Below are 21451 nucleotides of genomic sequence, written 5' to 3' on the forward strand. Positions count from 1 at the left end.
GCGGTCGTCCAAACGGAAATATTTCCGTTTGGAGAATTTTCTATAAGTGCGTTTAAGGGAAGGGGTGCGGCAGCGGCTGCCGCTCCGACGGCGGACAGACGAACGAAATCACGACGGCTGATGGATTTCAAATTGGTCCCTCTTTTCACGGTGCGCGAGACGTCGTTTACAGTACGCGTGGGAATGCCAGCGGGGAGGCCTGCGATCGAAGAGATCCGCAAGTCCTCCCCGCTGGTTGGGAGGTTAGAAGTAGAACTTCGCGCCGAGTTGGACCACGCGTGGTCCGCCAGTTCCGGAATAGGTTGAGGTGTACTGGCCAAAATTTCCGGCCGTACTGTAGGACATCGGAGTAGATCCGCTGGCGGAATTCAGGCCATATCCGAGTTCCTTCCCGTAGAAGTTCGGATGGTTGAAGACGTTGAAGGCCTCCAGGCGGAGTTGTATATAGCGAGCTTCAGTGAACTTGATGTTCTTGAAGAGCGACATATCCCAGTCCTGCATCCCGCCGCTCCGATACAAATCCCAGTTGGGTTTTGTTGGCGCTCCAAGCTTCGGGGTCTGGAAAGTGCCGTCATTATTAACGTACATAAAGATCGGCATCTTGCCCCAGTCGTTGCTGCCCGTAACCTGGTTCTCGGTTGTGTTCCACCAGTAAGAGGTTGGATACAGCGGGTTGCCTGACATGAACTGGGTGATTCCGCTGAGTTGGAAGTCGTCCGTGATAAAAGACAACCATTTGGGTCCGCCAAAGTGTTTTGTCACATTGGGCAGGTTGTAGACGTAGTTTGCCGCAAAAACATGGGTTCGGTCGAACGATGCGCGGCGATACATGATGCTGTTGATGAACGGATCCAGGAAGTCCTCATCCGAGTTCGCGGTGGTCATCGCTTTTGACCAGGTATACACCACACCAAAGGTGAGGCCCTGGGCAAACCGTCGCTGCAATGAAGCCTGCAGCGAGTTGTAGTTGCCGTTGCCATTGAACTCCAGGTACTCCATCTGTCCGTAACCTTTATAGGGCACGAGATACGATGTGGGGTACGCACAGGCGGAACTGTAGCTGTAACCTGCGTCGGAGTACTGCGTCGGCAATCCCGGCTCAGGACCGACCACGCCGCCAGGGAAGCAGGTCTGACCGGAATTCGGGCTCCACCAGGCGAAAGTCGCGTTCGGGTTCTGTGCCGCCGCGGTGAACTCCGTTCCGTACGGGATTGCGTTGATATCCCGTGCCGTGGTTAGGTGACGCGACAGCGTTCCAACATAGGCCAAATCCAACGTGGTTGAATTGGTGAGTTCGTGCTGGATGCCGAGACTGAAGCTGTACACCGTCGGCACCTTGCCGTCTCGCGATGCTCCATAAATGGCCCCCAGCGGTGAAGTGTTAGCCGCAACTGACACGGAACCGAGGTTGGCAATGTTGTTGTTGTAGATCGCTGGTTTTGCGTCGAGGACTGGGTTGTTGAAGACTTCGTTGAAGATGAGGTTGCCTTGTGTGCGGTCGTGCATCATACCGAAGCCACCGCGAAGGACCGTCTTGTGGTCGTCCGACAAGTCATAGGCGAAGCCAATACGCGGCTCCGGCATTACGCCACGGTCATTCCAGCCACCAGCTGGAATCTGGTGGTTGGCTGTGAACACCATCCCGTTGAGAGGATCGCCGTTTGGATTCCCACCGGGTTGGTCATTGAGAATGATGTTTCCACTGTTCGGATCAATTGCAACCGCTTTTGCCGGGTCATACGCGGCGGGATCGAAGATTGCGACCTGGTTTCTCGCATCGGTCTGCGGTGGAACCCAAGCAAAGCGCATTCCGTAGTCGAGTGTGAAGCGCGGCGTGACCTTCCAGGTATCTTGCGCGTAGAACTCAAGTTGGTTGTACCGGAAGTACCCGACTGGACGCGAGGCGGATTGACTGAACGAATCGAAAGAGCCGAGCAACGCACTGGCTAGCGGATCGCCGCATGCGCTTACGTTGCTGTCACATCCCGACGGCGAAGTGGGTCCCACACCGAAGCTGAACTGACCGTTGACATTGCCCCAGGCGATCTGGTCCTTACGGTTCCGCTGATAAAAGACGCCGAACTTGAAGGTATGGCCGCTCTTCACCCAGCTGACGTTATCGTTCAGGTTGATGGTGGTATTGGCCTGATGCCACGGCGTAGCGCCAAGGTAGGTCCATCCGAAGTTTGTGTTATTAAGGCCGCCAAATCCGAGATCGGGGATCGACTGGTCCGGCGAAACCGGGTAGAGCAGCGGCATGTCGATGCCATTTGCTCCGACGGAGAGGTTCCCACCTTTTCCCGATGAATAAGTAGAACTCACACTGGGTCCGAACGAGAACTCATTGAGAAGGTTGGGAGTGATGGTGCTGATGAGATTGATGGATAAGTTCCAGCCAGGATGCTTGGAAGTGCAGCCACCACTGAATACGATACCGCCAGTGCAGGCAAATGTTCCGTAGCCAGGCCAGGGAAGCACAGGGCCGCTGGTCGTATCGGAGTTGCCGATATAACGACCAAAAAACCGATTGGCTGCGTTGATCTGATAATCGAGGCGGAATATGTCTTCCCGTCGCGGATTCGCGGGCGAGAAGGTGGTCAGGTAATTGTAATTGTTGGTGCCATTGCCATAAGCGGAGGCAACGTTGGGCAGGGGATAAAGGGAGAGTATCTTCGAGACCTGATCAAACACGGCCTGCTGGGCAGGATTCAGCAGGGAACGATCGATCTTGTTCGTGCCCGGGACGATTCCTGGTCCGGAGATCTGAACGGGTAGACCATTTCCGTCCACTGACTGAGAAAAATCGCCGACGCGTTCCAAAGCGGTCGGAGTATAGAACGTGACGCGGTCGCCGTTCACGGGCAGCAACTGGCGATAGTATTCCTGGCCCCAGAAGAAGAACACCTTGTCCTTGTTCTTGTTGAAATCCGTGCCGGGGACAATCACTGGGCCACCGATCTGGTAACCGAAATAGTTATATCGATACTTGCCAGGTTGATTCGGCTGGTTGTTCTGAATCTGGTCCCGCTTGTTGAACCATTCGTTTGCGTTCAACCCTTCGTGGCGGTGAAAGATCCGGGCATCACCGTGGAACTGGCTGGTTCCGCTCTTGGTTGTGACGATAACCTGGCCCCCTGCGGCCTTGCCGTATTCCGCTTGGTAATTGGAAGTTAAGATCTTGACTTCCTGGATGGCATCGGTGTTGATGGTGACGTGAGTGCCACCGTTGTTCCCGGTATCGACATTCGAAGCGCCATCGATGGTGAACTCGTGTTCATTGGCACGGGTCCCGTTGATGTTGAATGCGTCGATCCCACCCGTACCGGATTGGTGGCCGTCAAAGCTACTGATGACTCCCGGAACGAGCTTCATATAATCCAGCACCATCCGTCCGTTTAAGGCAACATTGTTGAGTTGCTTGCTGGTAATGGTGTCAGAGCGCTCCCCGGAATTGCTTTGCAACTGGATCTGAGCGCCTTCGGCCGTGACCGTGACCGAGGTTCCGGTGCCGCCCACCTCAAGCACCTGTGCGCCGGCACTGACACGATCCGTGGCTCCCACCACCACCCCGGTGGTCACATGTGTTTTGAAACCCTTCGCAGTAACCTCGACGTTGTAGGTTGCCGGTGGCAGGTTGGGAAAAGCGAAATCACCAGATTGATTGGACGTCGTGGTTCGCGTCAGACCGATGTTGGGTGCGGTAGCAGTGACGGTTGCATCGGCGACAACAGCGCCCGTCGGATCCTGAACCGTTCCAAACATGGTTCCCGACGTTGCCTGGCCGAAAGCGGCAACGCACGCCAATGTACCCAGGAGGATCAGCAATATTACCTGGGACGACAGCCTGCTCGCCTGGAGTGTGAATGAGTTGTTTCGTGGGGGATGCGAAGTTCTCGGCGAACTGCAGCAAATCATGATCTTTCTCTCCCAAGTGGGCGGTCTGGGATGCCGGGAATGGGTCCGGTCGGCAAACGCGCTGGAGTGGATCGGGGCTCACCCCTATCCAGGTTCTACTCAGAACATCCTCGGGTATTCGTGGACTTTTGGGTACCGAGGGAAAGACCTACTCCCACCCCACGAGTACTCAAGTCGTGAAAACGCGCTACAAACGCCTGTGAACGTAGTAGCTTTGCAAGAGGAATAAAAGTGAGTTAATTCAGATTCTTTCCTGAGGGAATTCTGAGGGATTCCAACCGTTTCATTCTACTGGGATTATGCGACTATAATTTGAGGTGCGCATCACCGCGGGGATAGTTCTTGAAGGGTCATTTTCGCATCGCCGATTGGGAAGTCGAGCCGGAGATCAACTGTCTCAGAAAGCAGGATCGTGCGGTTCATATAGAACCGAAGATCATGCAGGTGCTCATTCAACTGGCTTCGCACTCCAACGAGGTGCTCTCCAAGGACCAGTTGATGCACGCGGTCTGGCCGGATACCTTCGTGGGCGAGGACGTCCTTACCCGCTGCATATCGGAATTGCGCCGAGTATTCGAAGATGACGCCCGGGCGCCGCGGTTCATTCAGACGATTCCAAAAACTGGATACCGATTGATAGCTCAGGTTATTCCTCCGGACCCGCCAACGTCAGCGACGCGGACGCCCTGGCCAGCGGAGGCGGGACGAAGCCCTGGGTCGTCCCGCAGCGGTGTCGCCGTTCTTGAGCCCGCGGTAGAACCAGAGGAGAGTACTTCAGTAGCCGCGATAAAAGCATCAAGGCTTCGTTGGATTACGGTTTTGGGTGCGGTTACTCTACTTTCGATTGCGTCCTTTGTGGCTTACCGGTGGGAACGACAACGAAAGCTGATTGTTGTCCCTGAAGGCGGTTATAGAACAGTTCCATTCACCTCAGACGAAGGTGCACAAGTCCAGCCTGCATTCTCTCCAGACGGCAACCAGGTCGCGTACGCGTGGAGCGGATTGAGGGGCAGTAAACGCGATATCTACTTGAAATTGCTGGACAGCGAGAACCCGTTACGCCTGACCTCGGACGGGTCGGACAACTATAGTCCGGTATGGTCGCCGGACGGCCGCTCGATTGCGTTTATGCGAGACTCCGCAGCCGACCGCGGTATTTACATCATTCCCGCAATTGGTGGTCCCGCGCGGAAGGTGTATACGCCGAAAGGGACCATCGAATGGGATCGCGGAACCCTTTCGTGGTCTCCGGATGGCAAGCGACTTTTGTTCCCGGACGGCAAGTCTGCAAGCACACCGTCATCTATTTATTCGCTCTCGCTGGATTCGCTGCAGGCCGTTCCAATTACGACGCCACCAAAGTACTGGGACGGAGACGTAGGACCCGCGTTCTCTCCGGATGGCACCAGGATCGCCTTCTTGCGTGCGGTTGATGCCGCAGTGCGCGACATCTACATCATGGGCGCAAATGGCGGGGAACCCCAGCGCATTACCCACGACAATCGGTTTGTGAACGCCATCGCATGGAGCCGCGATGGACAATCCCTGGTGTTCTCGTCCGATCGAGGTGGCAAATTCTCGTTGTGGCGCATCGCTGTTTCCGGTGGCAAGCCCGTGCGCCTGCCCGTTGGTGGTGAAGACGCCTTCAGCCCGAACATTGCGCCGCGTGGCGACCGGATGGTTTACGCCCAAAGCTCGTCGAAGTGGAGCATCATGCGGATGAAGTTGACCCCGGGCGGCGCGAAGGAACCTCCCGCGCCAGTGCTTTCCTCGACGCAGCAGGACTCGGCACCGCAGATTTCTCCCGACGGTACACATATAGCCTTTCAATCGTGGCGGAGTGGAACGCAGGAAATTTGGGTCGCATCCAGCAACGGCTCCGAACTGGCGAAGCTCACATCGTTCGAGCGATCGTTGACCGGGAGCCCTGCATGGTCGCCGGATGGAAAGCAGATCGCGTTCGATTCGCGGCCGCAGGGACACTCGCACGTGTTCGTGATCGCCGCCGACGGTGGCATTCCGAAACAGATCACGGATGGGGAATCGAATGACATTGTGCCATCGTGGTCGCCGGATGGGCGTTGGATCTACTTCGGCTCGAATCGCAGTGGTGCTTGGCAGATATGGAAGGTGCCATCGGGCGGCGGGCAGGCGCAGCAGGTGACCCGCGATGGCGGGTTCGTTGCGATTCCTTCGCTGGATGGTAAGTACGTTTACTTTGCGCGAGCCGACGCGGCGGGGATTTGGCGCATTCCGGTCAATGGCGGAGCGGACGTTCAAGTCGCACCGCAGCCGCGCATCGGCTACTGGGGTTATTGGACAGTAGCGAAACAAGGGCTCTATTACCTGGATTCGACTACAAAGCCCGACAGCATCGATCTCGCCACTCCCGACGGCAGGGTTCTGCATGTGCGAAAGCTGCAAGGTACCCCACCACCGTTTGCCGGAATCACGGTCTCGCCGGATGGCCAATCGTTGCTCTATACCGACCTAACCGAGGCCGGAAGCCACCTGACGCTGGTCGAAAACTTCCGTTAAATACTTGGGGTGAGAACGGGAATTTCAAATCCCACATTTCGGGTTTGGGTCACTTTCGGGTGAACCACCGAGGGTAGGGGTGCGGTGGAGTTTGATGCCTCAGGATGCACTATCTTGTGGTTGACTTTGCCCAGCATCATGAGATATTAGTCAGCTACGGGTGAAGGAGTTCACCCCTAACCGCTGTCCCACCTACTGTTAGAGCGGGACAGATGATGACTCCTAACAAGGGTTCTTGTTGCGGAGCCATGTCTGTCTGCTGCTGGAATCCCGAGAACAAGAGGGTTTGAACTGTTTGGGTATGTTGGTCGGTGTGCTTGCAGCATGCGCCGGAAGACGCATGTAAAAAGGGAATTGACTTTGGATTTTGCAGTCCTGACACGGTGGAGCACTGACCGCGCAATGGGACCAGCGATTCGGCTGTGCTTGGTTGTGGGATGGAAGTGGGCAGTCGGCAGTGAATTTCGGAGATGTCAAGGATCGGAGGAAGACCAGGCTTGCTTAAGTATGTGATGGTGGGAATCGGCGGGTTTATCGGTGCGATTGCCCGGTTTGTTCTAGGCAGCTATATAGGAAATCGATTCGGAACGCGCTTCCCATACGGAACTTTTGTGATCAACATTACGGGGACATTCCTGCTTGGAATTGTCATGACCGTGTTGGTACAGAAGACGGATGCGAGTCCGAACTGGCATTATCTCGTGCCGATCGGGTTCATCGGCGCGTATACAACGTTTTCAACGTTTGAGTATGAAACGCTCCGAACGGTCCAGGACGGCCAAATGCTGATGGGCTTTGCGAATGTGGCGCTGAGTGTGATCGCCGGATTTGGCGCGGTTTGGGCCGGAGTTGTAGTCGGGCGGACATTCTCGTGAGAGATTCGGCAGCAGTGAGTTTGGAAGCCTCTCTGGCGAGCACAGTAGCAGTGGCATCCTGGGACGTGCTGCTGAATCTCTCATGGCGCAGCGGGGGCCTTACCCGATAGGAGGAAACTTGTTAACGAGTGGGCCAGCAAAAAAAGTGGCTGTGTACGTCATGGAAGGAGAGAGCTATCACGGGGCGCCGGTGTATTCGGCGATCCTCGATTTTCTCTTCTACCGGGGAATTTCCGGTGCCACTGTCACACGGGGCATCGCAGGCTTCGGCACGGACCATAAACTCCATACGTCCCGCCTGGTAGACCTTGCGGACAAGATGCCGATAAAGATCGAATTCATCGAGAGCGCGGAGAAGGTTGCGGAAATTCTTCCGAAGCTTTCCGATATTGTTGGCAACGGCTTCTTCGAGATTCACGACACGAATGTCGTTCGGCCGCCCGGCATCAATCAGCAAGAGCCTGCGCCACCTCCTCTGAAGCGCGAGGGCAAAGCCAAGATGATGCGCATCCTTGTCGGGGAGAACGATAAATGGAATGGAAAGCCGCTTCATGAAGCGGTTGTTCACAGCTTGCGGGCAAATGACATTGCCGGCGTCACCGTGTTTCGAGGCATTCTCGGGTATGGTGCAAACCGTCGGATACATAAGGACTCGGCGCTGAATCTTTCGCACGATGCGCCTATCCTGCTGTCGGTCGTTGACACCGAGGAAAAGCTCCGGGCGTTCATTCCCGTTCTCGATCAGATGATCCAACAGGGACTTGTTGCGCTGTCTGACGTCGAGATCATCAAGTACACCCACGATTACACCCAGGTTGAGCGCCGGAAGGAGGAACGCAAATGAAACTGGAGGGTCGGGCGAAAATGCTTCGCATTCATTTCGGCGAGGATGACAAGTGGCAGAATCAGCCGCTTTATCGCGCGATCGTGGAGAAGTGCAGGGAACTCGACATCGCTGGCGCCACCGTGTATCGCGGGATCCAGGGATACGGCGCGAGCACGTTGATTCATCGGTCGCAGGCGTTCTTCTCCAAGGATGCTCCCATCATGGTGCAGGTGATAGACACCGAGGAGAACATCAACAAGCTTCTGCCCTTACTGGATGGGATGGTTTCCGAGGGACTGATCGCGATGTCGGATGTTGAAGTAATCCGTTACGTTCACGAGGAGGGCAAGCGTTCAATGTAGTTGGCAGAGGCGACCGGGTGATGATGGAGATTTTCGATAGAACAGAAGAGATTGGTTTGCTCCGCGCAAGACTGGCGGCGCGTAAGTCCGTGCTCGTACACGGACCATCGGGAGTAGGGAAAACCCTTCTCCTGGTTTATGTGCTGCCGGAATTCCCGCAAGCCCTCTATTGCCCGTCCACGCCAAGTTCGCAGGTTGTGTTCAAACGATTGGCGGAACTGCTCGCCGCCAGGAAAGATCCTACCGTCGCGAAGATCTGCAGAGGTCGGACAGACACTCTACTTTCAAAGTCGTCCATTTCCCTAAAAGGGATAGTCACGGACGCTCTTCGGGCGGGGAAGTACGTGCTGGTACTCGATCACCTCAACCAGCCTTCACAATCGTTTGCGACCATGGTGAGAGAAGTCGTTTGGCTGTGCTCGACCCCTGTGATAGCGGTGGCACGATCCGCGCACATGGAGGACGCAGGATTTGTGGCCCCGCTGCTTTCTGACCGGAGCGAAAGACTTGCGATCAGGAACTTTGGTGCGGAGAGCGCAGCAGGCTTTGCCGAGCGTGTCGTTTCGCAGAAACATCTGGTTGCGACAAATCTCAAGGCGGTTGTTGACAACATCGTTGAATGCAGTGACGGCAATCCCGGAGCTATTGTGCACATGATCGAGATGGCTGGCCAGACGAAGTATCGGAGCAAAGACCACATCAAGTGGTCGCCGCTTTATATCGATTTCAGGATGGAGTGGGCTACGGCGAACGCCAACTAGCAATCGAACCATGAGTGATTCAGGTCCTTTGGCAATAACAAACTCGGAGGAGAGTGAACGGGAGCCCAGCGGTTTCAATGCGATGCTTCAGATCGGTGAGATCGCGGCGGCTTTGGGCGAAGATAGGGCGGCATCGGAAGCCGCCGTCCTGGCGGAGCGTATTTCAGAAGGCCGGTTTTACGTTGCCTGCGTTGGCCAGTTCAAACGTGGGAAATCGACACTGTTGAGTGCATTAGTTGGTGATTCGATTCTCCCGACGGGGGTGACCCCCGTCACGTCTGTCCCGACCGTAATCCGTTATGGAAAGAGTAAGACTGCCCGGGTTCGAATCGAGGGCGAGTGGCGAGCTATTGCCCCGTATGAACTGGCTGAATACGTTTCCGAAGAACAAAACCCTGAGAACCGGAAGTCGGTAGAAGGCGTAGAGGTATTTCTGCATTCGGAACTTCTTTCCGGCGGGATGTGCCTTGTCGATACCCCGGGAATCGGTTCTGTATTTCTCGGCAACACAGAAGCGACTCGCGCATTTATTCCCCACATTGATGCCGTCATCATTGTGGTCGGCGCAGATCCGCCGATCACCGCCGACGAACTGAGTCTGATTGACGCGCTGGGGTCACAAGTGAGAGACCTGCTGGTCGTCTTGAACAAGGCGGATCGCGTTACCGAAAAAGAGAGAATTGATGCTGCTGAATTTACGAAACGGATGATCGAGTCTCGACTGGCCCGCCCGGTTGATCGCATTTACGAAGTGAGCGCGCTGGAACGCCTGGAGCGCTCGGGCGCGCATCGTGACTGGAGCGAGTTCGTGGGCTCGCTCGAACGCCTGTCCTCGCAATCGGGCGATATGCTGGCGAAATCTGCGCAAGAGCGCGGAACCAGGCGTCTCTCGGAGGCACTGTTTCGGGTGATCGAAGAGCAACGTCAGGCACTTATTCAGCCTCTCGAGGTTTCTGAGACGAGGATCGCATTTCTAAGGGAGACCGTTTCGCAAGCGGAACGCTCACTGCTGGATCTCGGGCACCTATTCTCCGCAGAACAGAATCGTCTGGCACGAAAGTTTGAAGAAAACCGCGAGAAGTTTCTGGGAGATGTGAAACGTCATGCCCATGCGGAACTGGAACGGGAGTTTTCGGCACTTCGACATGGGTATGGTCCTTCATTCAGAATCTCGGCGATGACGGCGGCTCAGGCTGTCGCCCGTCGAAATGTCTTGCCATGGCTCGAAGAGCAACAGCGCCACGCGGAAGGAGCCTACAGGCGGGCGACTGCACGGTTCGTCGAACTCGCAAATGATTTTTTGGAGAAACTCGCAGAATCTGGAACGGCAGAGATGGCCGGATTGCCGGAGCGCATCGAAGATGTTCGCGGATTCGAAACGAAAACGTCGTTCGTATTCCATGAATTTGTTACCGTGGCACGATCGGCTTCGCCGGTTCTTTATCTCGGAGACGTCGTTATTGGCCTGGTCAGGTTCTATAAGCCGATTGTGGAGAATGCACACGAATTCCTTGATAAGCTCCTCGTGACCAACAGTTCACGCGTGCAGAGCGATGTCGACGAGCGTGTAGCAGAGGGCCGAAGAAGGCTCGAATCACGGATCAGAAAGACCCTGCAAGACGTGAGTGGGGTTGCGGAACGTGCACTTACGAATGCCAGAAATATTCTTGCAACCGGATCGTCAGCTGTGGAAGCTGAACTGGAGCGGTTGAATGAACTGCGGCTTCAACTGGAAGCAGTTATGCAATCTTCAAACTTCAGGAATTAGTCCCTTGTTGTCGGGTCACACCGAGGCGCTTTGTATTGAAAGCACATCTTCATGTCTTCGGCTGTCTGCGCCCAGGTTGACGATGGTCTCCGGATCATCTGGTCGACGAGTGCAACGTCATGCACATCGTGGAGCATCTTAATGCTCAACCACAGAGTGGCGGGTATGTATAATTAGCCAACCTTCCTGGGCGTTGCGGCGACTCGATCCGAGCCTCCGATGCTTTGGTCCCCGGCGGCCGATCGAAGCATGACTTGCGCGCAGAACATCTCGTATTTGAAAGGTACACTCGGTGACCGTACATCTGATTAATCCTAGCGATAATTCTTTTGGCACCGCGGTGATTACACCGCGCTGGCTCTTCGTTTTGGCCGCGGCTACCCCCCGAGAATATGGAGATCCGAAGCTGGTGGACGAAACTCTGGAGCCGCTAGATCCTTCCACGATTCATGCCGGAGACATAGTCGGGGTGAGCGTCCACACCGGCAATGCCCTGCGCGGTTATGCAGTAGGGAATATGGCGAGGGCTCGGGGAGCATGGGTAATTTACGGTGGGATTCACGCAACTCTTTTTCCCGAGGAGCCGTTTGAACTCGGCGGTGCCCACAGTGTTGTAACTGGAGATGGCGATATAGCCTGGGCTGGCGCCGTGAGAGATTGCGCTGCCGGAACTCCCGAACGGTTTTATGATGGCGGCAAGATCGAGGGTGATCAGTTCGTCGCCGCACGCTGGGATCTCTTATCTCCCGAGAAGTACATGTGGGCATCGGTGCAGACGATTCGGGGTTGCCCTAAACATTGTTCCTTCTGTTCCGTATGGCGCACCGATGGACAGAAGCCTCGGCAACGTGGTTTCCAGAGCGTGATTGACGAGATCGTTGCGCTGCGACGACTGGGATTTCGCTTCATTGCCCTGGCGGACGACAACTTTTACCCTGTCACTCTCACCGATCTTCGCCTCGCCAAAGCCCAGAACAACTTAGAGAAACTTCACAACCTGGAAGAGATTCGTGAAGAACGTTTTAGGCTGATGTCGCAATTAGCGAAGCTCCCTCGTGACATGGTGTTCTTCACCCAGATCACGATGGAAGCGGCAGAAGATCCGGCCTTTTTGGATTCGATGCGGGAAGCAAATATCAAGGGCGCGCTCGTCGGCGTGGAAGCCGTTACACCGGAAGGACTCAAAGCTGTTTATAAAGACTTCAATTGCTCAGGAGAGCGATTGATCGAACAACTCCAGAAGTTCCGTGAACACGGCGTGCACGTTCTCGGCTCGTTCATTTTTGGGTTGCCCACCGATAAGCCGGCAACATTCTCCGCGACCGCCGAGTTGGCGCTCAAGTCCGGTATCACCTTTGCCCAGTTTGTCATGATGACGCCTTTCCCAGGTACGGTTGACTTCACCAACTGGGAGAAGGAACAGTTGAAGAATCCGTCGTATGTGGAGGGGACTCCAATCACACGATACTGGCTAATCCCATCCAATGTCCGACCGAAGATGTTCACCCCTCATCCGCTCATGAGTTCCGACGAAATACGTAAGCGGACACAGGGCGTGTGGGACCGTTTCTACAATCTGAGGTCTATCTGGAAGCGCTCGCGGTGCACCCCGACGCTTCGATCACGACTGGCTTTCATCTTCATATCCAAGCTGTATCGGGAGATGTATGCCGGAACGGGAATCTCCACCGACAGCGCGCGCCGCAAGAAGGCAAGGAGGTCGGCGCGATGGATTGCTCGACAGTGCCGCAAGCTCTTTCAAACGAAGCCAATCCCGGATCTTCGAGCGCCCGAGTGGGTCGCCGCCGGGTCGTCGCGACCGCTGTCCGGAATTGACCCTATGCGGAAAGTCGTCAGTCCGCTGAATATCCTCGATTAATGCCAGGAACTCATTTCGCGACAAGGACCGTACTTCGTCTTTTTCTCGAAATGAGAGCACATCCAGAACCCGCTCTGGCGGACCGGGCGGACGCCAATCTCACGCAGCTGCTTGGTGACAGTGCGTCTCTTTGCGATGGATTGTCAATTACCCCGCGTCGGCAGCCACGTGCTGTGAACTGTGAGTCGCCAGACGTGCTACAGTAGCTGAGCATTAATTGTCACTGCCCCGACTTGTTCAGGCACTTTTGCCTCCCTCGTCTGAGAACCCTTGACAATCGATCTACCGCGCAATGCTGCCGAACAGTTACGACATTGCGGTTGCGGGTTACGAGGACTGCCGCGCAAGTAGATACACGTGTAATCCGATTTAAGCTCCAGGAGGTGGTTGATTTGGCAGAAATTCGACTGCAACAGGGGGAGTCGATTGAAAGCGCATTGCGTCGGTTCAAGCGCAAAGTTCAAGAAGAAGACATCATCCGGGAAGTAAAACGGCACTCTTATTACCTGAAACCGGGTGAAAAGGCGCGTGTGAAACAGGCACTAGCGCGCAAGCGGGCACGCAAGAAGATCCGAAGAGAGACACGAGATCCCAGATGAGACAGATGATGGTTCAGTCGGACTGTCACTGAAGGTGCGGATAAAGTCAGGAGCGCTCTATGTCTGAGGAAACAGGCGTCGTCCTTTGGTTCGCTGCCCGGTCTCCTGATTTCGGCTGATTCAGAAGGAAGGATTACCATGAAACTCAGCGACCGCACACGCAAACTCCTCGTTCGTCTCGCGTTGTTAAACAGAACCGAAGGACAACCAGACAGCCGTGAAAACCCGCTCAAGACGCGTAAGGCACGGGTGTTGAGGCTACGTAAAGAACTGGTACGAGCCTTGGGATCGAAAGAATAACGAGACTAAGTTCATCACTAGCTGTCGAGAGATTGAAGACGATGAAAAAGATCTTTGTAGGGAATTTCAACTTCAACATGTCAGAAGCCGAACTCCGCTCTTTATTTGAACCGTTCGGGAAGGTCGAGAGCGTTTCGGTAGCGACCGATGGTGATACCGGACGCGTACGGGGATTTGGTTTTGTCGACATGCTGAACGATGAAGAGGCCGAAAAGGCTATGTCCGCGCTGAATGGCAAGGATGTTGGTGGGCGCACTCTGAACGTTAATGAAGCTGGCGCCAAGAACGAGTTCAGCAGATTACGTGGCAGTGGTCGGGACCAATTCCGTGGACACGGCCGTTAAAGCACGAGAATGAAAGAGCGAGATAGCCGATGGTATCTCTCGACAGAGGACCTAAAGTCACTGGGACCCTGTCGAAAAAATGTTGACGCCGCGACAGGTGTGTTAGCATCAAAACCAGTAACTCGCGAAGTTTGAACGCGATTTGAGTTTGGCCCGCCTTTAGAAGTATCCCCCCATTCTCAGTCTCAGCCGACCTTCAGCAAGAAAGAATGCACACTTTGAGGAACAGAACTTGCGAATCGAATCCACTCTTGGTTTCGCGAGAAACCTCAGGAAAACAAGAGAGCGATACGATTCAGATGACGAAATTTGTTGAACTACCGTTATGTCCAGCACTGCAGGGAAGGCTTGCGGCCGGACAATTCATAAACCCCACTCCAATCCAATCCGCTGCTATTCCAGCCGCCTTGGAAGGAAAAGACCTGGTCGCAACGGCCCAGACGGGTACTGGAAAGACGCTGGCATTTCTGATCCCAATGATTGAATTGCTGGGAAAGGACACAACGCGAGGTATCGCTGGACTTGTCCTGGTTCCTACGCGTGAGCTTGCGATTCAGGTCCACGCGCAGTTTGAACAGTTGCGCGGCAGAACATTAACTCCGGCGGCACTGGTTATCGGTGGATTGGGCGAGAAGAAGCAGTTGGATGCTATTCGGCGAGGCGCGCGAGTGATCGTTGCAACTCCCGGGCGGTTAGAGGACTACCTTCGACGCGGGTTGGTCGACCTGAGGTCGATAAAGATAGTTGTCCTGGATGAGGCCGATCGAATGCTGGACATGGGCTTCCTTCCAGCTATTAGCCGCATTCTCAGTGTTCTTCCTCGGCAACGCCAGACCCTGTGCTTTTCTGCAACGCTGGAACAAAGCGTTGCCGGGCTTGTGAACCAGTACATGCTGGAGCCAGTGCGTATCGCATTGGGATCGACTTTAAAGCCCGTGGAATCGGTTGAATTACAAGCCTTCGAAGTACCGGGAATGCAGAAGAGCGAGGTCTTGCGCCAACTGCTGGCCGAACACAAGGGTCGCACCCTCGTCTTTGCGCGAACAAAGCGTGGTACCGAGAGACTTGCTAAGCAACTAGCGCGCGACGGTTTCGCGGCCGGAATGATACATGGTGACCGCAGCCAGTCCCAGCGCACAGCCGCGCTGAACAATTTTGAGCAGGGAACCGTCAAAGTACTGGTCGCGACGGATGTGGCCGCGCGTGGCCTTCACATAGAAGAGATCGCACACGTAATCAACTATGATCTGCCCACATTGCCCGAAGACTTCATCCATCGAATCGGCAGAACAGGCCGCGCGGGTGCCTCAGGCCTGGCTTCCACACTTGTGTCGGGCGCCGAAGTGTTTGAGTTGAAGAGCATCGAGCGAGCCCTGAAGCTTCGCATCAAGCGAAGAGAGATTGCGGTCAGGAACTCGTCGAAAGAACCGGCTCTTCCGTCGCTTCGTTCGCGAACGCTTATCGCCATGCCCGGAGAAGTCTTCGTCTAGGCCAAGAGCTCTATCCACGTCAGAGGGGACTTGATTTTGACAGAAGCCGACAACGCGCATACTCTGGAACGAGGATTACATTCTTGTCCTCTTCAGATCCACTGAGCTAAGTCAGTTCCTCTGAATATCTCTCACCTTAGACCAGCCATGGGCCCGTTGTCATAGCCGTCCTGCTCTCGACGGATCGCATGCCAGGTTCGTAAAGGTCAGATGGCGGTAAGTGCATTTCACTGTCTGTCGCGGTTCTCAACTGAAAGGAACTCCAATGAAGAAGATATTTGTCGGCAACTTTTCGTTCAATACGACAGAGGCTGAGCTGCGCTCGCTGTTCGAACCTCATGGACACGTGGACAGCGCGACCCTTGTTACGGATCGGGATACCGGTCGCTCTCGAGGATTCGCGTTCATAGAAATGGGGAATAATGCCGAAGCCGACGCCGCAATGACGGCGTTGAATGGCGCCGATTTCGGCGGACGTCCTCTGACGGTGAACGAAGCGCGCCCAAAGGCTGAGCGCAGTTCTCATGGAAATCGTGAAGGGCGTCGCGACCACCCGCGTCGCGATCGCGGGTCCCGCTGGTAATGGTCTGAAACTGTACGTGGTCAATTGATCTTCACGGAGGATGGATGCCAGCAGGCCGGTCAACGTTTACGAAGCGCCAGAAAGAACAAAATCGGCAGCAAAAGCGCCAGGAGAAGGCTGATCGTAAGAAACAGCGAGCACTCGACAAGACGAGTTCCGGTCCGGAGATCGATTGGGAGGGTGCAGCGAAGCAATTGAATATAGAGCAAGTGGATACCGAAGGCGATCGGATCGAATGAGGCACCCAAATTGTGAATGTGGTCATGAGAAGGAAGACCACCGTGCACCGCGACGTGGTGTCGGCACTTTTGGCGAATGTAGAATTTGCCTTTGTGCCGGGTTTCGCAAATCTCCGCCTCCTGTAGTAGTCAGCACCGACATGGAGGAATACTCGAGCCTTCATACCGGGGCTCCATTGATGGATTGGATCTTGGAGCGACTGGAGCGCAAGAACAGTCCCCAGGGTTTAAAGGTAATCGCGGAAGAACTACGCTGGCTTGGACAGGTCTCCATTACGCACGAAAAACTGGTGCAAGCAGTTTCGCTGGAGATGAAGAAACCCAGGCCTAGAATCGAACCGATAGCTGAGGGAGTGTATTGGATCGCCGGTAAATCCACACCGCCAGGGTGGTCCTTGTTCGCGGATCGTAGAATGCTCCCTTGCTTCTATCGCGAATATCCGCCCGACATCTCATGGGACCAGATAGACCAACCAGAGAATATCCTGCCATCGCCGGTCAAGACATCTACCAAACCTTAGCGAAAAGAGCGACTGGAAATTGACTCTTGGGTGCGTGAATTGCTCGAATTGCTGCGAGCCAGTTTGACTTGCCTGAGTTCCTACGAGAGAATAAACAAGTCGCGGTCACACCGCGAGCCTTCAAGTGGGCCTGTGGCGCAGCTGGGAGCGCGCTTCCATGGCATGGAAGAGGTCGTCGGTTCGATCCCGACCAGGTCCACCATCAAATCTTCGCGGCAATCGCCTTCTGGCGGAGAGCTTTCGTCTTCGCCGGTGCTCTTTTCTTGCCAACCTTCTTCTTAGCCGATCCCTTGGGAGTTTCACTCTTTGCCCGGTGGCCTCTTCTTGTTTTTAATCCGCCGCAATGGTTTTGCCCCGACGGTTTCGGTTGACTTCGTCTGCTTCCTTCCTGTCAAAGCACAAAGTGACGTTAGCTATTTTGTCATTATGAGTCTCGGATGGGAGTTCAAATGAGGTAAGCTTAGGGATGTCCCGTTCGAGATGGGAGGTGGTGAGTTTGGCGGAAGTTCGACTGCAAGACGGTGAATCGATAGAGAACGCCCTGCGTCGGTTCAAGCGCAAAGTTCAGGCGGAAGACATCATTAAGGAAGTGAAACGTCACTCCTACTACCTGAAGCCGGGCGACAAGCTGCGATTGAAACAATCTTTGGCGCGTAAACGTGCCCGGAAGAAGATTCGCAAAGAAAACGATTAAGCCGAACAGTCTAGGCCGCTGCCAACCTGCAGCGGCCTTTTCAATCCAGTTATCCAGGCCATCTAGAGCAAGCAAGTTTTCGGTAGCACTTTTCGTTACGGGCCACAAGGCAGTCGTGAATCGCGTGCCACCCGAAACCCATGAACTGGACCCTTCATAAAGCTTTCCGTCGATCTTCTGGCAGATAGCCGTGAGATTGTCCGGCTACACCGACAACTCTGGTCGATGAAGCCGGACCCGTGCTGTGACGAGAATCAGTTCGGCCCCTAGTGAAGTGTTCCAACCCCAGTATCTGCGACAAAATGGTCCCCAGAACGCGTGTGGGATTGCCACGTAACTCTTCCTTCTGAATGACCGGGAAATGAATACCGGATGCAGCCTCTTAACGAAGCTGCACCAGGTATGGGCTACATCGAAATGCTGATCGAAATTCCAACGCCCGGATGCCTCTGGTTGTAGAGGTAGTAGCCGTTATCGACGTAGGTGACATAAACCTCGTCGGTGTCATACCAATCATTCGCCCAGGATTCAGGCCACGGATCTACCATGCTGAGCCAGTAGCCACGGTATTGAAATCGCGGGCGTCCATCCACGACCAGGAATGGACGACCGTAAATGCGAAATCCATGGTCCGGCCCAAAGTATCCGCGGTAGCGAGCGTCTGGAATTCGATAGCCGTGGTAGCCACCACGCTGTTGCCAGGTGCGGTGGTCTGAATCCCAGCTATGAGCGCGATGATTTTGCCAGGCACTCTGCTGGAATCTCCGCTGTTGCTGTGCCGATTGTGGGTGACGTATTCTTTGAGCGGACGGCTTCGGTTGCTGAGCGTGCTGTTGCCTGTTCTGACTTTGGCCCTGTTGCTGTTGAGCGTTTTGCTGCTGGGCATGCTGCTTTCCTGGTTTGGCTTGCTCGTGCTTGCCCTGTTCTTTTCCCTTACCGTCCTGCTTGTCGTCGTGCCCCTGCTGTGCATACCCGGAAGAAAACATACCGAGAATGACAGACAGAATAGCGACGCTGGTGATTCTGACCTTTTTCATTTGTATGCCTGTGTTCTGCCAGTTGGCAGACTTGCTCTACTGCAAACTCCCTGTGGTTGCATTCGTTGGACTGCCAATAGCTTCACCGGACACGAGAAGTTCCACTCTGCGGTTTCGCTGACGGCCGGCTGAGTTAGCGTTGGTAGCAACCGGCGAACTGTTGCCGTAACCTATTGTGCTGACCGAAGTCATTGGAACGCCTTGTTCGACGAGGTAATCACGAACGGATCCAGCACGATTTTCGGAAAGGGTCTGGTTCATCGCATCGCCGCCGACATTGTCCGTGTAGCCGCCGACTTCAATATTGAGCCCCGGATAGGCCAGCAGAATGCCGGCGACTTTCGCCAGCTTTTCACGAGCGCCCGGCTTTAATGAGTATTTGCCAGTGTCGAACAATACGTCAGACATGCTGACGACCAATCCTCGCGCGGTTTCGCGAGTTTGCAAGACCCTGTTCAATTGCTCGGACAGTTGTGCGCGCATGGCAGCCTTATCGGCATCAGCTCGTTGCGCGTTCTGATTCGCCTGCTCTGCAGCCAAGCGAGAGTTTTCCAATTCGATCTGGGACGCCGCGAGAGCACGCGCGGCTGCAACCTGATTTTCCGCCATATCGGTCTTGGCCTTCGCCGCAGCGGATTGCGCATCGTCAGCTTCGGCCCGCGCTTTAGCTGTATCAGATTCTGCCTGCTCCTTTGCATTCTGTGCGTTTACCATGTCGGACACCGCTTGTGCCTTTGCGTCCTGTGCCCTTGCGGTATCAGATTCCGCCTGTTCCTTCGCGGCCTGAGCGTTCGCCGTATCGTTTAACGCCTGGTCTTTTTGCTGTGCTGCGTCGTCAGCCTGATCCTGCAATCTCGACTGTTCTCTTGCGGAAGAGCGACGTTCATTAGCCAGGCGCTCGTCGTTCGTGGTCTTGACGGCGATTGCACGGGCATCTTCGGCGGTCTGAACGGTTTCACGAGCTGCCGCGATCATTGCTTTTCTATCCGTATTCTTGGACGTGGCATAACCATCGACCCTGTCCATCAACTTCACCGCGCGCTGATAACTGTCAGTAGCGTACGTTTCTGCTCCTTCGGATTCCGCGATGCGCAATGCGTTGCGCGCCTCGAAGAATTCCAACGGCAGTTTGGTGTTCAGAACCACCGGATCGAACTTATAGCCGGTGGGAATATAGCCTCCGCGCTCCATGAGTTCATACCTGGTATTTATCGCCTTGATGGTTCCCTTGGTGTCTTCGCGAATTACGTTTTCGAGCACGACGACATTGCTGGGTTGGCGGACCGCATAATAAGGTTCCGCCGTCACGACCAGGGCAAACGCCTGAAGGTCCGTGGTGACATCCAGCTTGCTGCGGTGGTTGTCGCCGACCAGAACTTCTCCCAAATTAATGGCGCGGCCTTCGGGAGAAACTGCCCAGAGGATGTACGTCAGATACTCATTGCCGAATGTAGTGGGCTTCTGCAAATTACCGAATTCCACTTCGATTTCGATGTAGCCCTTCTTGCTCTCTATTTTTGCCTGGCCATTCGCCCGCGGCATCAGATCCGTGCCGGCAAAGTCGACCTTGGTGGCTCCGCTGCGGTGCTGATAGTTGACCGCTCGCACTTCACGGCTAACAACATTGACTCGGAATGTGGGCGTCGGACTCAAAGGCTCCACAACCATAATTGTTTGAGAATTTGTTTGAGCGAACATGCTCAAACTGAGGGTCATTCCAGCGACTAACAAAAGTTTTGTTTTCAAAGTATCCCCTTGCGGCGAAGTCTCTGCCGTGTTGCGTGATCAGCTTTATTGGCTCGTAACCTGTGATGAATGCCGATTGGCTGGATGTGGGCGCTTCGCCGTAACTTGATCGGAACCCGATCCGGAGCGACCTGAAGCTGAGATCCACGAATCAGCCGTCGTGGATTCTTCTACACACTCAGGAACATACAGAGTGACAGGCCTGGACCTTCGCGTCTGAGCAAGAGAGCTCACATGCAAAGTTGACGAAGGCCAATCTAACTTGCGCGAGCTTGGGTCTTGCTTCGAACTGGTCGCCGCGACGGCATCGTTAGTGCCGTTCCTTTTAGGAAAATCGAGGGGATTCCGCGGATACACGACTTGATGGGCGCACTTAAACCAGACCTGGTATGTCTGGTTGTTGATCGTGAAGACTCGGCTCAGGTGCCGATGATGCAACTGAAAAACGTACTGGAAACTACAACACAGGAGATTCATGAGACAGTACCTCGCTGTGGGTGTTCGCGAGCCCGTTTACGTCCAGCACTCAACCGGGAGCACACATTCATCCATGTGATCACCGTTAAGCAAGTAGTCAGGAGGTGTGCCTGAAACCGCTGGATCTGCGGCGTCGATCGTTATCTTTGCGCAAGACGTGTCTCTTGTTTATGCAACGCGATGGCGCCCGGTGAACAGGTTAAAAATCAGCACTACAAGCGCAAAAATGAGCAGAAGGTGGATGACCCCACCGCCTACATGCAGGCTGAAGCCGAGTAACCACAAAACCAAGAGAACAGCCACAATCGTCCAAAGCATATATGCCTCCTCAACACGCTGGTGAGCACCCGGAAACGTCGCTCCCGGGTGCTTGCGCTCATTCCGGCCGAGTTAGTCCTTCGCGGCCTCTACAGCCTGTGCCTTTGCGCCCCTGACAGCGGCCAGGAAAGAGTGAGCTGATTCGGGTGCAGCTACTTTGCCCAGCAGCACATTCCGGG

18 protein-coding genes, 1 tRNA gene and 1 riboswitch are annotated in these 21451 nt (G+C 54.9%); of the genes, 15 read left to right on the forward strand and 4 right to left on the reverse strand.

All coding sequences use genetic code 11. From position 1 onward, the window contains the following. Positions 1–243: 243 nt before the first annotated feature. Positions 244–3825: a carboxypeptidase regulatory-like domain-containing protein gene (locus ROO76_04205; protein MDT8067349.1), complete on the reverse strand. Its 3582-nt coding sequence runs from the start codon at positions 3823–3825 to the stop codon at positions 244–246. A gap of 432 nt (positions 3826–4257) precedes the next feature. Between ROO76_04205 and ROO76_04210 the strand changes: the two genes are divergently transcribed. The 15 genes from ROO76_04210 (at position 4258) to rpsU (ROO76_04280) (ending at position 17694) form a co-directional block, all read left to right on the forward strand. Beyond that, positions 4258–6453 (forward strand): winged helix-turn-helix domain-containing protein, encoded by a 2196-nt coding sequence (locus ROO76_04210; GenBank protein ID MDT8067350.1) that lies wholly within the window; start codon positions 4258–4260, stop codon positions 6451–6453. A gap of 150 nt (positions 6454–6603) precedes the next feature. Then, a riboswitch (Fluoride riboswitch) is annotated at positions 6604–6685 on the forward strand. Between the two features lie 265 nt (positions 6686–6950). Further along, positions 6951–7328 carry a fluoride efflux transporter CrcB gene (gene crcB / locus ROO76_04215; protein ID MDT8067351.1) on the forward strand — a complete coding sequence of 126 codons (378 nt, stop codon included), beginning with the start codon at positions 6951–6953 and terminating at the stop codon, positions 7326–7328. A gap of 145 nt (positions 7329–7473) precedes the next feature. Beyond that, entirely contained in the window at positions 7474–8172 is a 699-nt protein-coding gene (locus ROO76_04220) for a DUF190 domain-containing protein (protein ID MDT8067352.1), read from the forward strand. Next, positions 8169–8516, forward strand: coding sequence for a DUF190 domain-containing protein (locus ROO76_04225; protein ID MDT8067353.1), 348 nt, complete (start codon positions 8169–8171; stop codon positions 8514–8516). The genes ROO76_04220 and ROO76_04225 overlap by 4 nt, the downstream gene beginning before the upstream one ends. A gap of 56 nt (positions 8517–8572) precedes the next feature. Then, positions 8573–9277: an NB-ARC domain-containing protein gene (locus ROO76_04230; GenBank protein ID MDT8067354.1), complete on the forward strand. Its 705-nt coding sequence runs from the start codon at positions 8573–8575 to the stop codon at positions 9275–9277. A gap of 82 nt (positions 9278–9359) precedes the next feature. Then, entirely contained in the window at positions 9360–11045 is a 1686-nt protein-coding gene (locus ROO76_04235) for a dynamin family protein (GenBank protein MDT8067355.1), read from the forward strand. 292 nt (positions 11046–11337) lie between these two features. After that, positions 11338–12924: a radical SAM protein gene (locus ROO76_04240; GenBank protein ID MDT8067356.1), complete on the forward strand. Its 1587-nt coding sequence runs from the start codon at positions 11338–11340 to the stop codon at positions 12922–12924. 392 nt (positions 12925–13316) lie between these two features. After that, positions 13317–13523: a 30S ribosomal protein S21 gene (gene rpsU / locus ROO76_04245; GenBank protein MDT8067357.1), complete on the forward strand. Its 207-nt coding sequence runs from the start codon at positions 13317–13319 to the stop codon at positions 13521–13523. A gap of 341 nt (positions 13524–13864) precedes the next feature. Then, positions 13865–14167 (forward strand): RNA-binding protein, encoded by a 303-nt coding sequence (locus tag ROO76_04250; protein ID MDT8067358.1) that lies wholly within the window; start codon positions 13865–13867, stop codon positions 14165–14167. Between the two features lie 299 nt (positions 14168–14466). Then, complete coding sequence (locus tag ROO76_04255; protein ID MDT8067359.1) at positions 14467–15657, forward strand: DEAD/DEAH box helicase; 1191 nt, start codon at positions 14467–14469, stop codon at positions 15655–15657. A 265-nt stretch (positions 15658–15922) separates the two neighbouring features. After that, on the forward strand, positions 15923–16240 hold the full coding sequence (locus ROO76_04260; GenBank protein ID MDT8067360.1) for an RNA-binding protein: 318 nt from the start codon (positions 15923–15925) through the stop codon (positions 16238–16240). Between the two features lie 44 nt (positions 16241–16284). Beyond that, positions 16285–16479 (forward strand): hypothetical protein, encoded by a 195-nt coding sequence (locus ROO76_04265; GenBank protein ID MDT8067361.1) that lies wholly within the window; start codon positions 16285–16287, stop codon positions 16477–16479. A gap of 179 nt (positions 16480–16658) precedes the next feature. Next, positions 16659–17000, forward strand: coding sequence for a hypothetical protein (locus tag ROO76_04270; GenBank protein MDT8067362.1), 342 nt, complete (start codon positions 16659–16661; stop codon positions 16998–17000). Between the two features lie 126 nt (positions 17001–17126). Continuing rightward, positions 17127–17202 (forward strand) — tRNA-Ala (locus ROO76_04275). A 294-nt stretch (positions 17203–17496) separates the two neighbouring features. Beyond that, positions 17497–17694, forward strand: coding sequence for a 30S ribosomal protein S21 (gene rpsU, locus ROO76_04280; GenBank protein ID MDT8067363.1), 198 nt, complete (start codon positions 17497–17499; stop codon positions 17692–17694). A 407-nt stretch (positions 17695–18101) separates the two neighbouring features. Here the strand turns inward: rpsU (ROO76_04280) and ROO76_04285 are convergent, their stop codons facing one another. The 3 genes from ROO76_04285 to ROO76_04295 form a co-directional block, all read right to left on the reverse strand. Next, positions 18102–18731: a hypothetical protein gene (locus ROO76_04285; protein MDT8067364.1), complete on the reverse strand. Its 630-nt coding sequence runs from the start codon at positions 18729–18731 to the stop codon at positions 18102–18104. Positions 18732–18767: 36 nt separating this feature from the next. Beyond that, positions 18768–20477, reverse strand: coding sequence for an OmpA family protein (locus ROO76_04290; GenBank protein ID MDT8067365.1), 1710 nt, complete (start codon positions 20475–20477; stop codon positions 18768–18770). A gap of 645 nt (positions 20478–21122) precedes the next feature. Next, a complete protein-coding gene (locus ROO76_04295; GenBank protein MDT8067366.1) occupies positions 21123–21272 on the reverse strand; it encodes a lmo0937 family membrane protein in 150 nt (49 codons plus the stop codon). Between the last annotated feature and the right edge of the window lie 179 nt (positions 21273–21451).

This window comes from Terriglobia bacterium (assembly GCA_032252755.1).
GTDB lineage: Bacteria > Acidobacteriota > Terriglobia > Terriglobales > Acidobacteriaceae > JAVUPY01.

What these genes read in the sequence shown, in the direction of transcription:
- ROO76_04225 (MDT8067353.1), top strand. Translation starts at nt 8,169, where the DNA reads ATGAAACTGGAGGGTCGGGCGAAAATGCTTCGCATTCATTTCGGCGAG.
- ROO76_04235 (MDT8067355.1), top strand. Translation starts at nt 9,360, where the DNA reads ATGCTTCAGATCGGTGAGATCGCGGCGGCTTTGGGCGAAGATAGGGCG.
- ROO76_04250 (MDT8067358.1), top strand. Translation starts at nt 13,865, where the DNA reads ATGAAAAAGATCTTTGTAGGGAATTTCAACTTCAACATGTCAGAAGCC.
- ROO76_04255 (MDT8067359.1), top strand. Translation starts at nt 14,467, where the DNA reads ATGACGAAATTTGTTGAACTACCGTTATGTCCAGCACTGCAGGGAAGG.
- ROO76_04260 (MDT8067360.1), top strand. Translation starts at nt 15,923, where the DNA reads ATGAAGAAGATATTTGTCGGCAACTTTTCGTTCAATACGACAGAGGCT.
- ROO76_04265 (MDT8067361.1), top strand. Translation starts at nt 16,285, where the DNA reads ATGCCAGCAGGCCGGTCAACGTTTACGAAGCGCCAGAAAGAACAAAAT.
- ROO76_04270 (MDT8067362.1), top strand. Translation starts at nt 16,659, where the DNA reads ATGGATTGGATCTTGGAGCGACTGGAGCGCAAGAACAGTCCCCAGGGT.
- ROO76_04285 (MDT8067364.1), bottom strand. Translation starts at nt 18,731, where the DNA reads ATGAAAAAGGTCAGAATCACCAGCGTCGCTATTCTGTCTGTCATTCTC.
- ROO76_04295 (MDT8067366.1), bottom strand. Translation starts at nt 21,272, where the DNA reads ATGCTTTGGACGATTGTGGCTGTTCTCTTGGTTTTGTGGTTACTCGGC.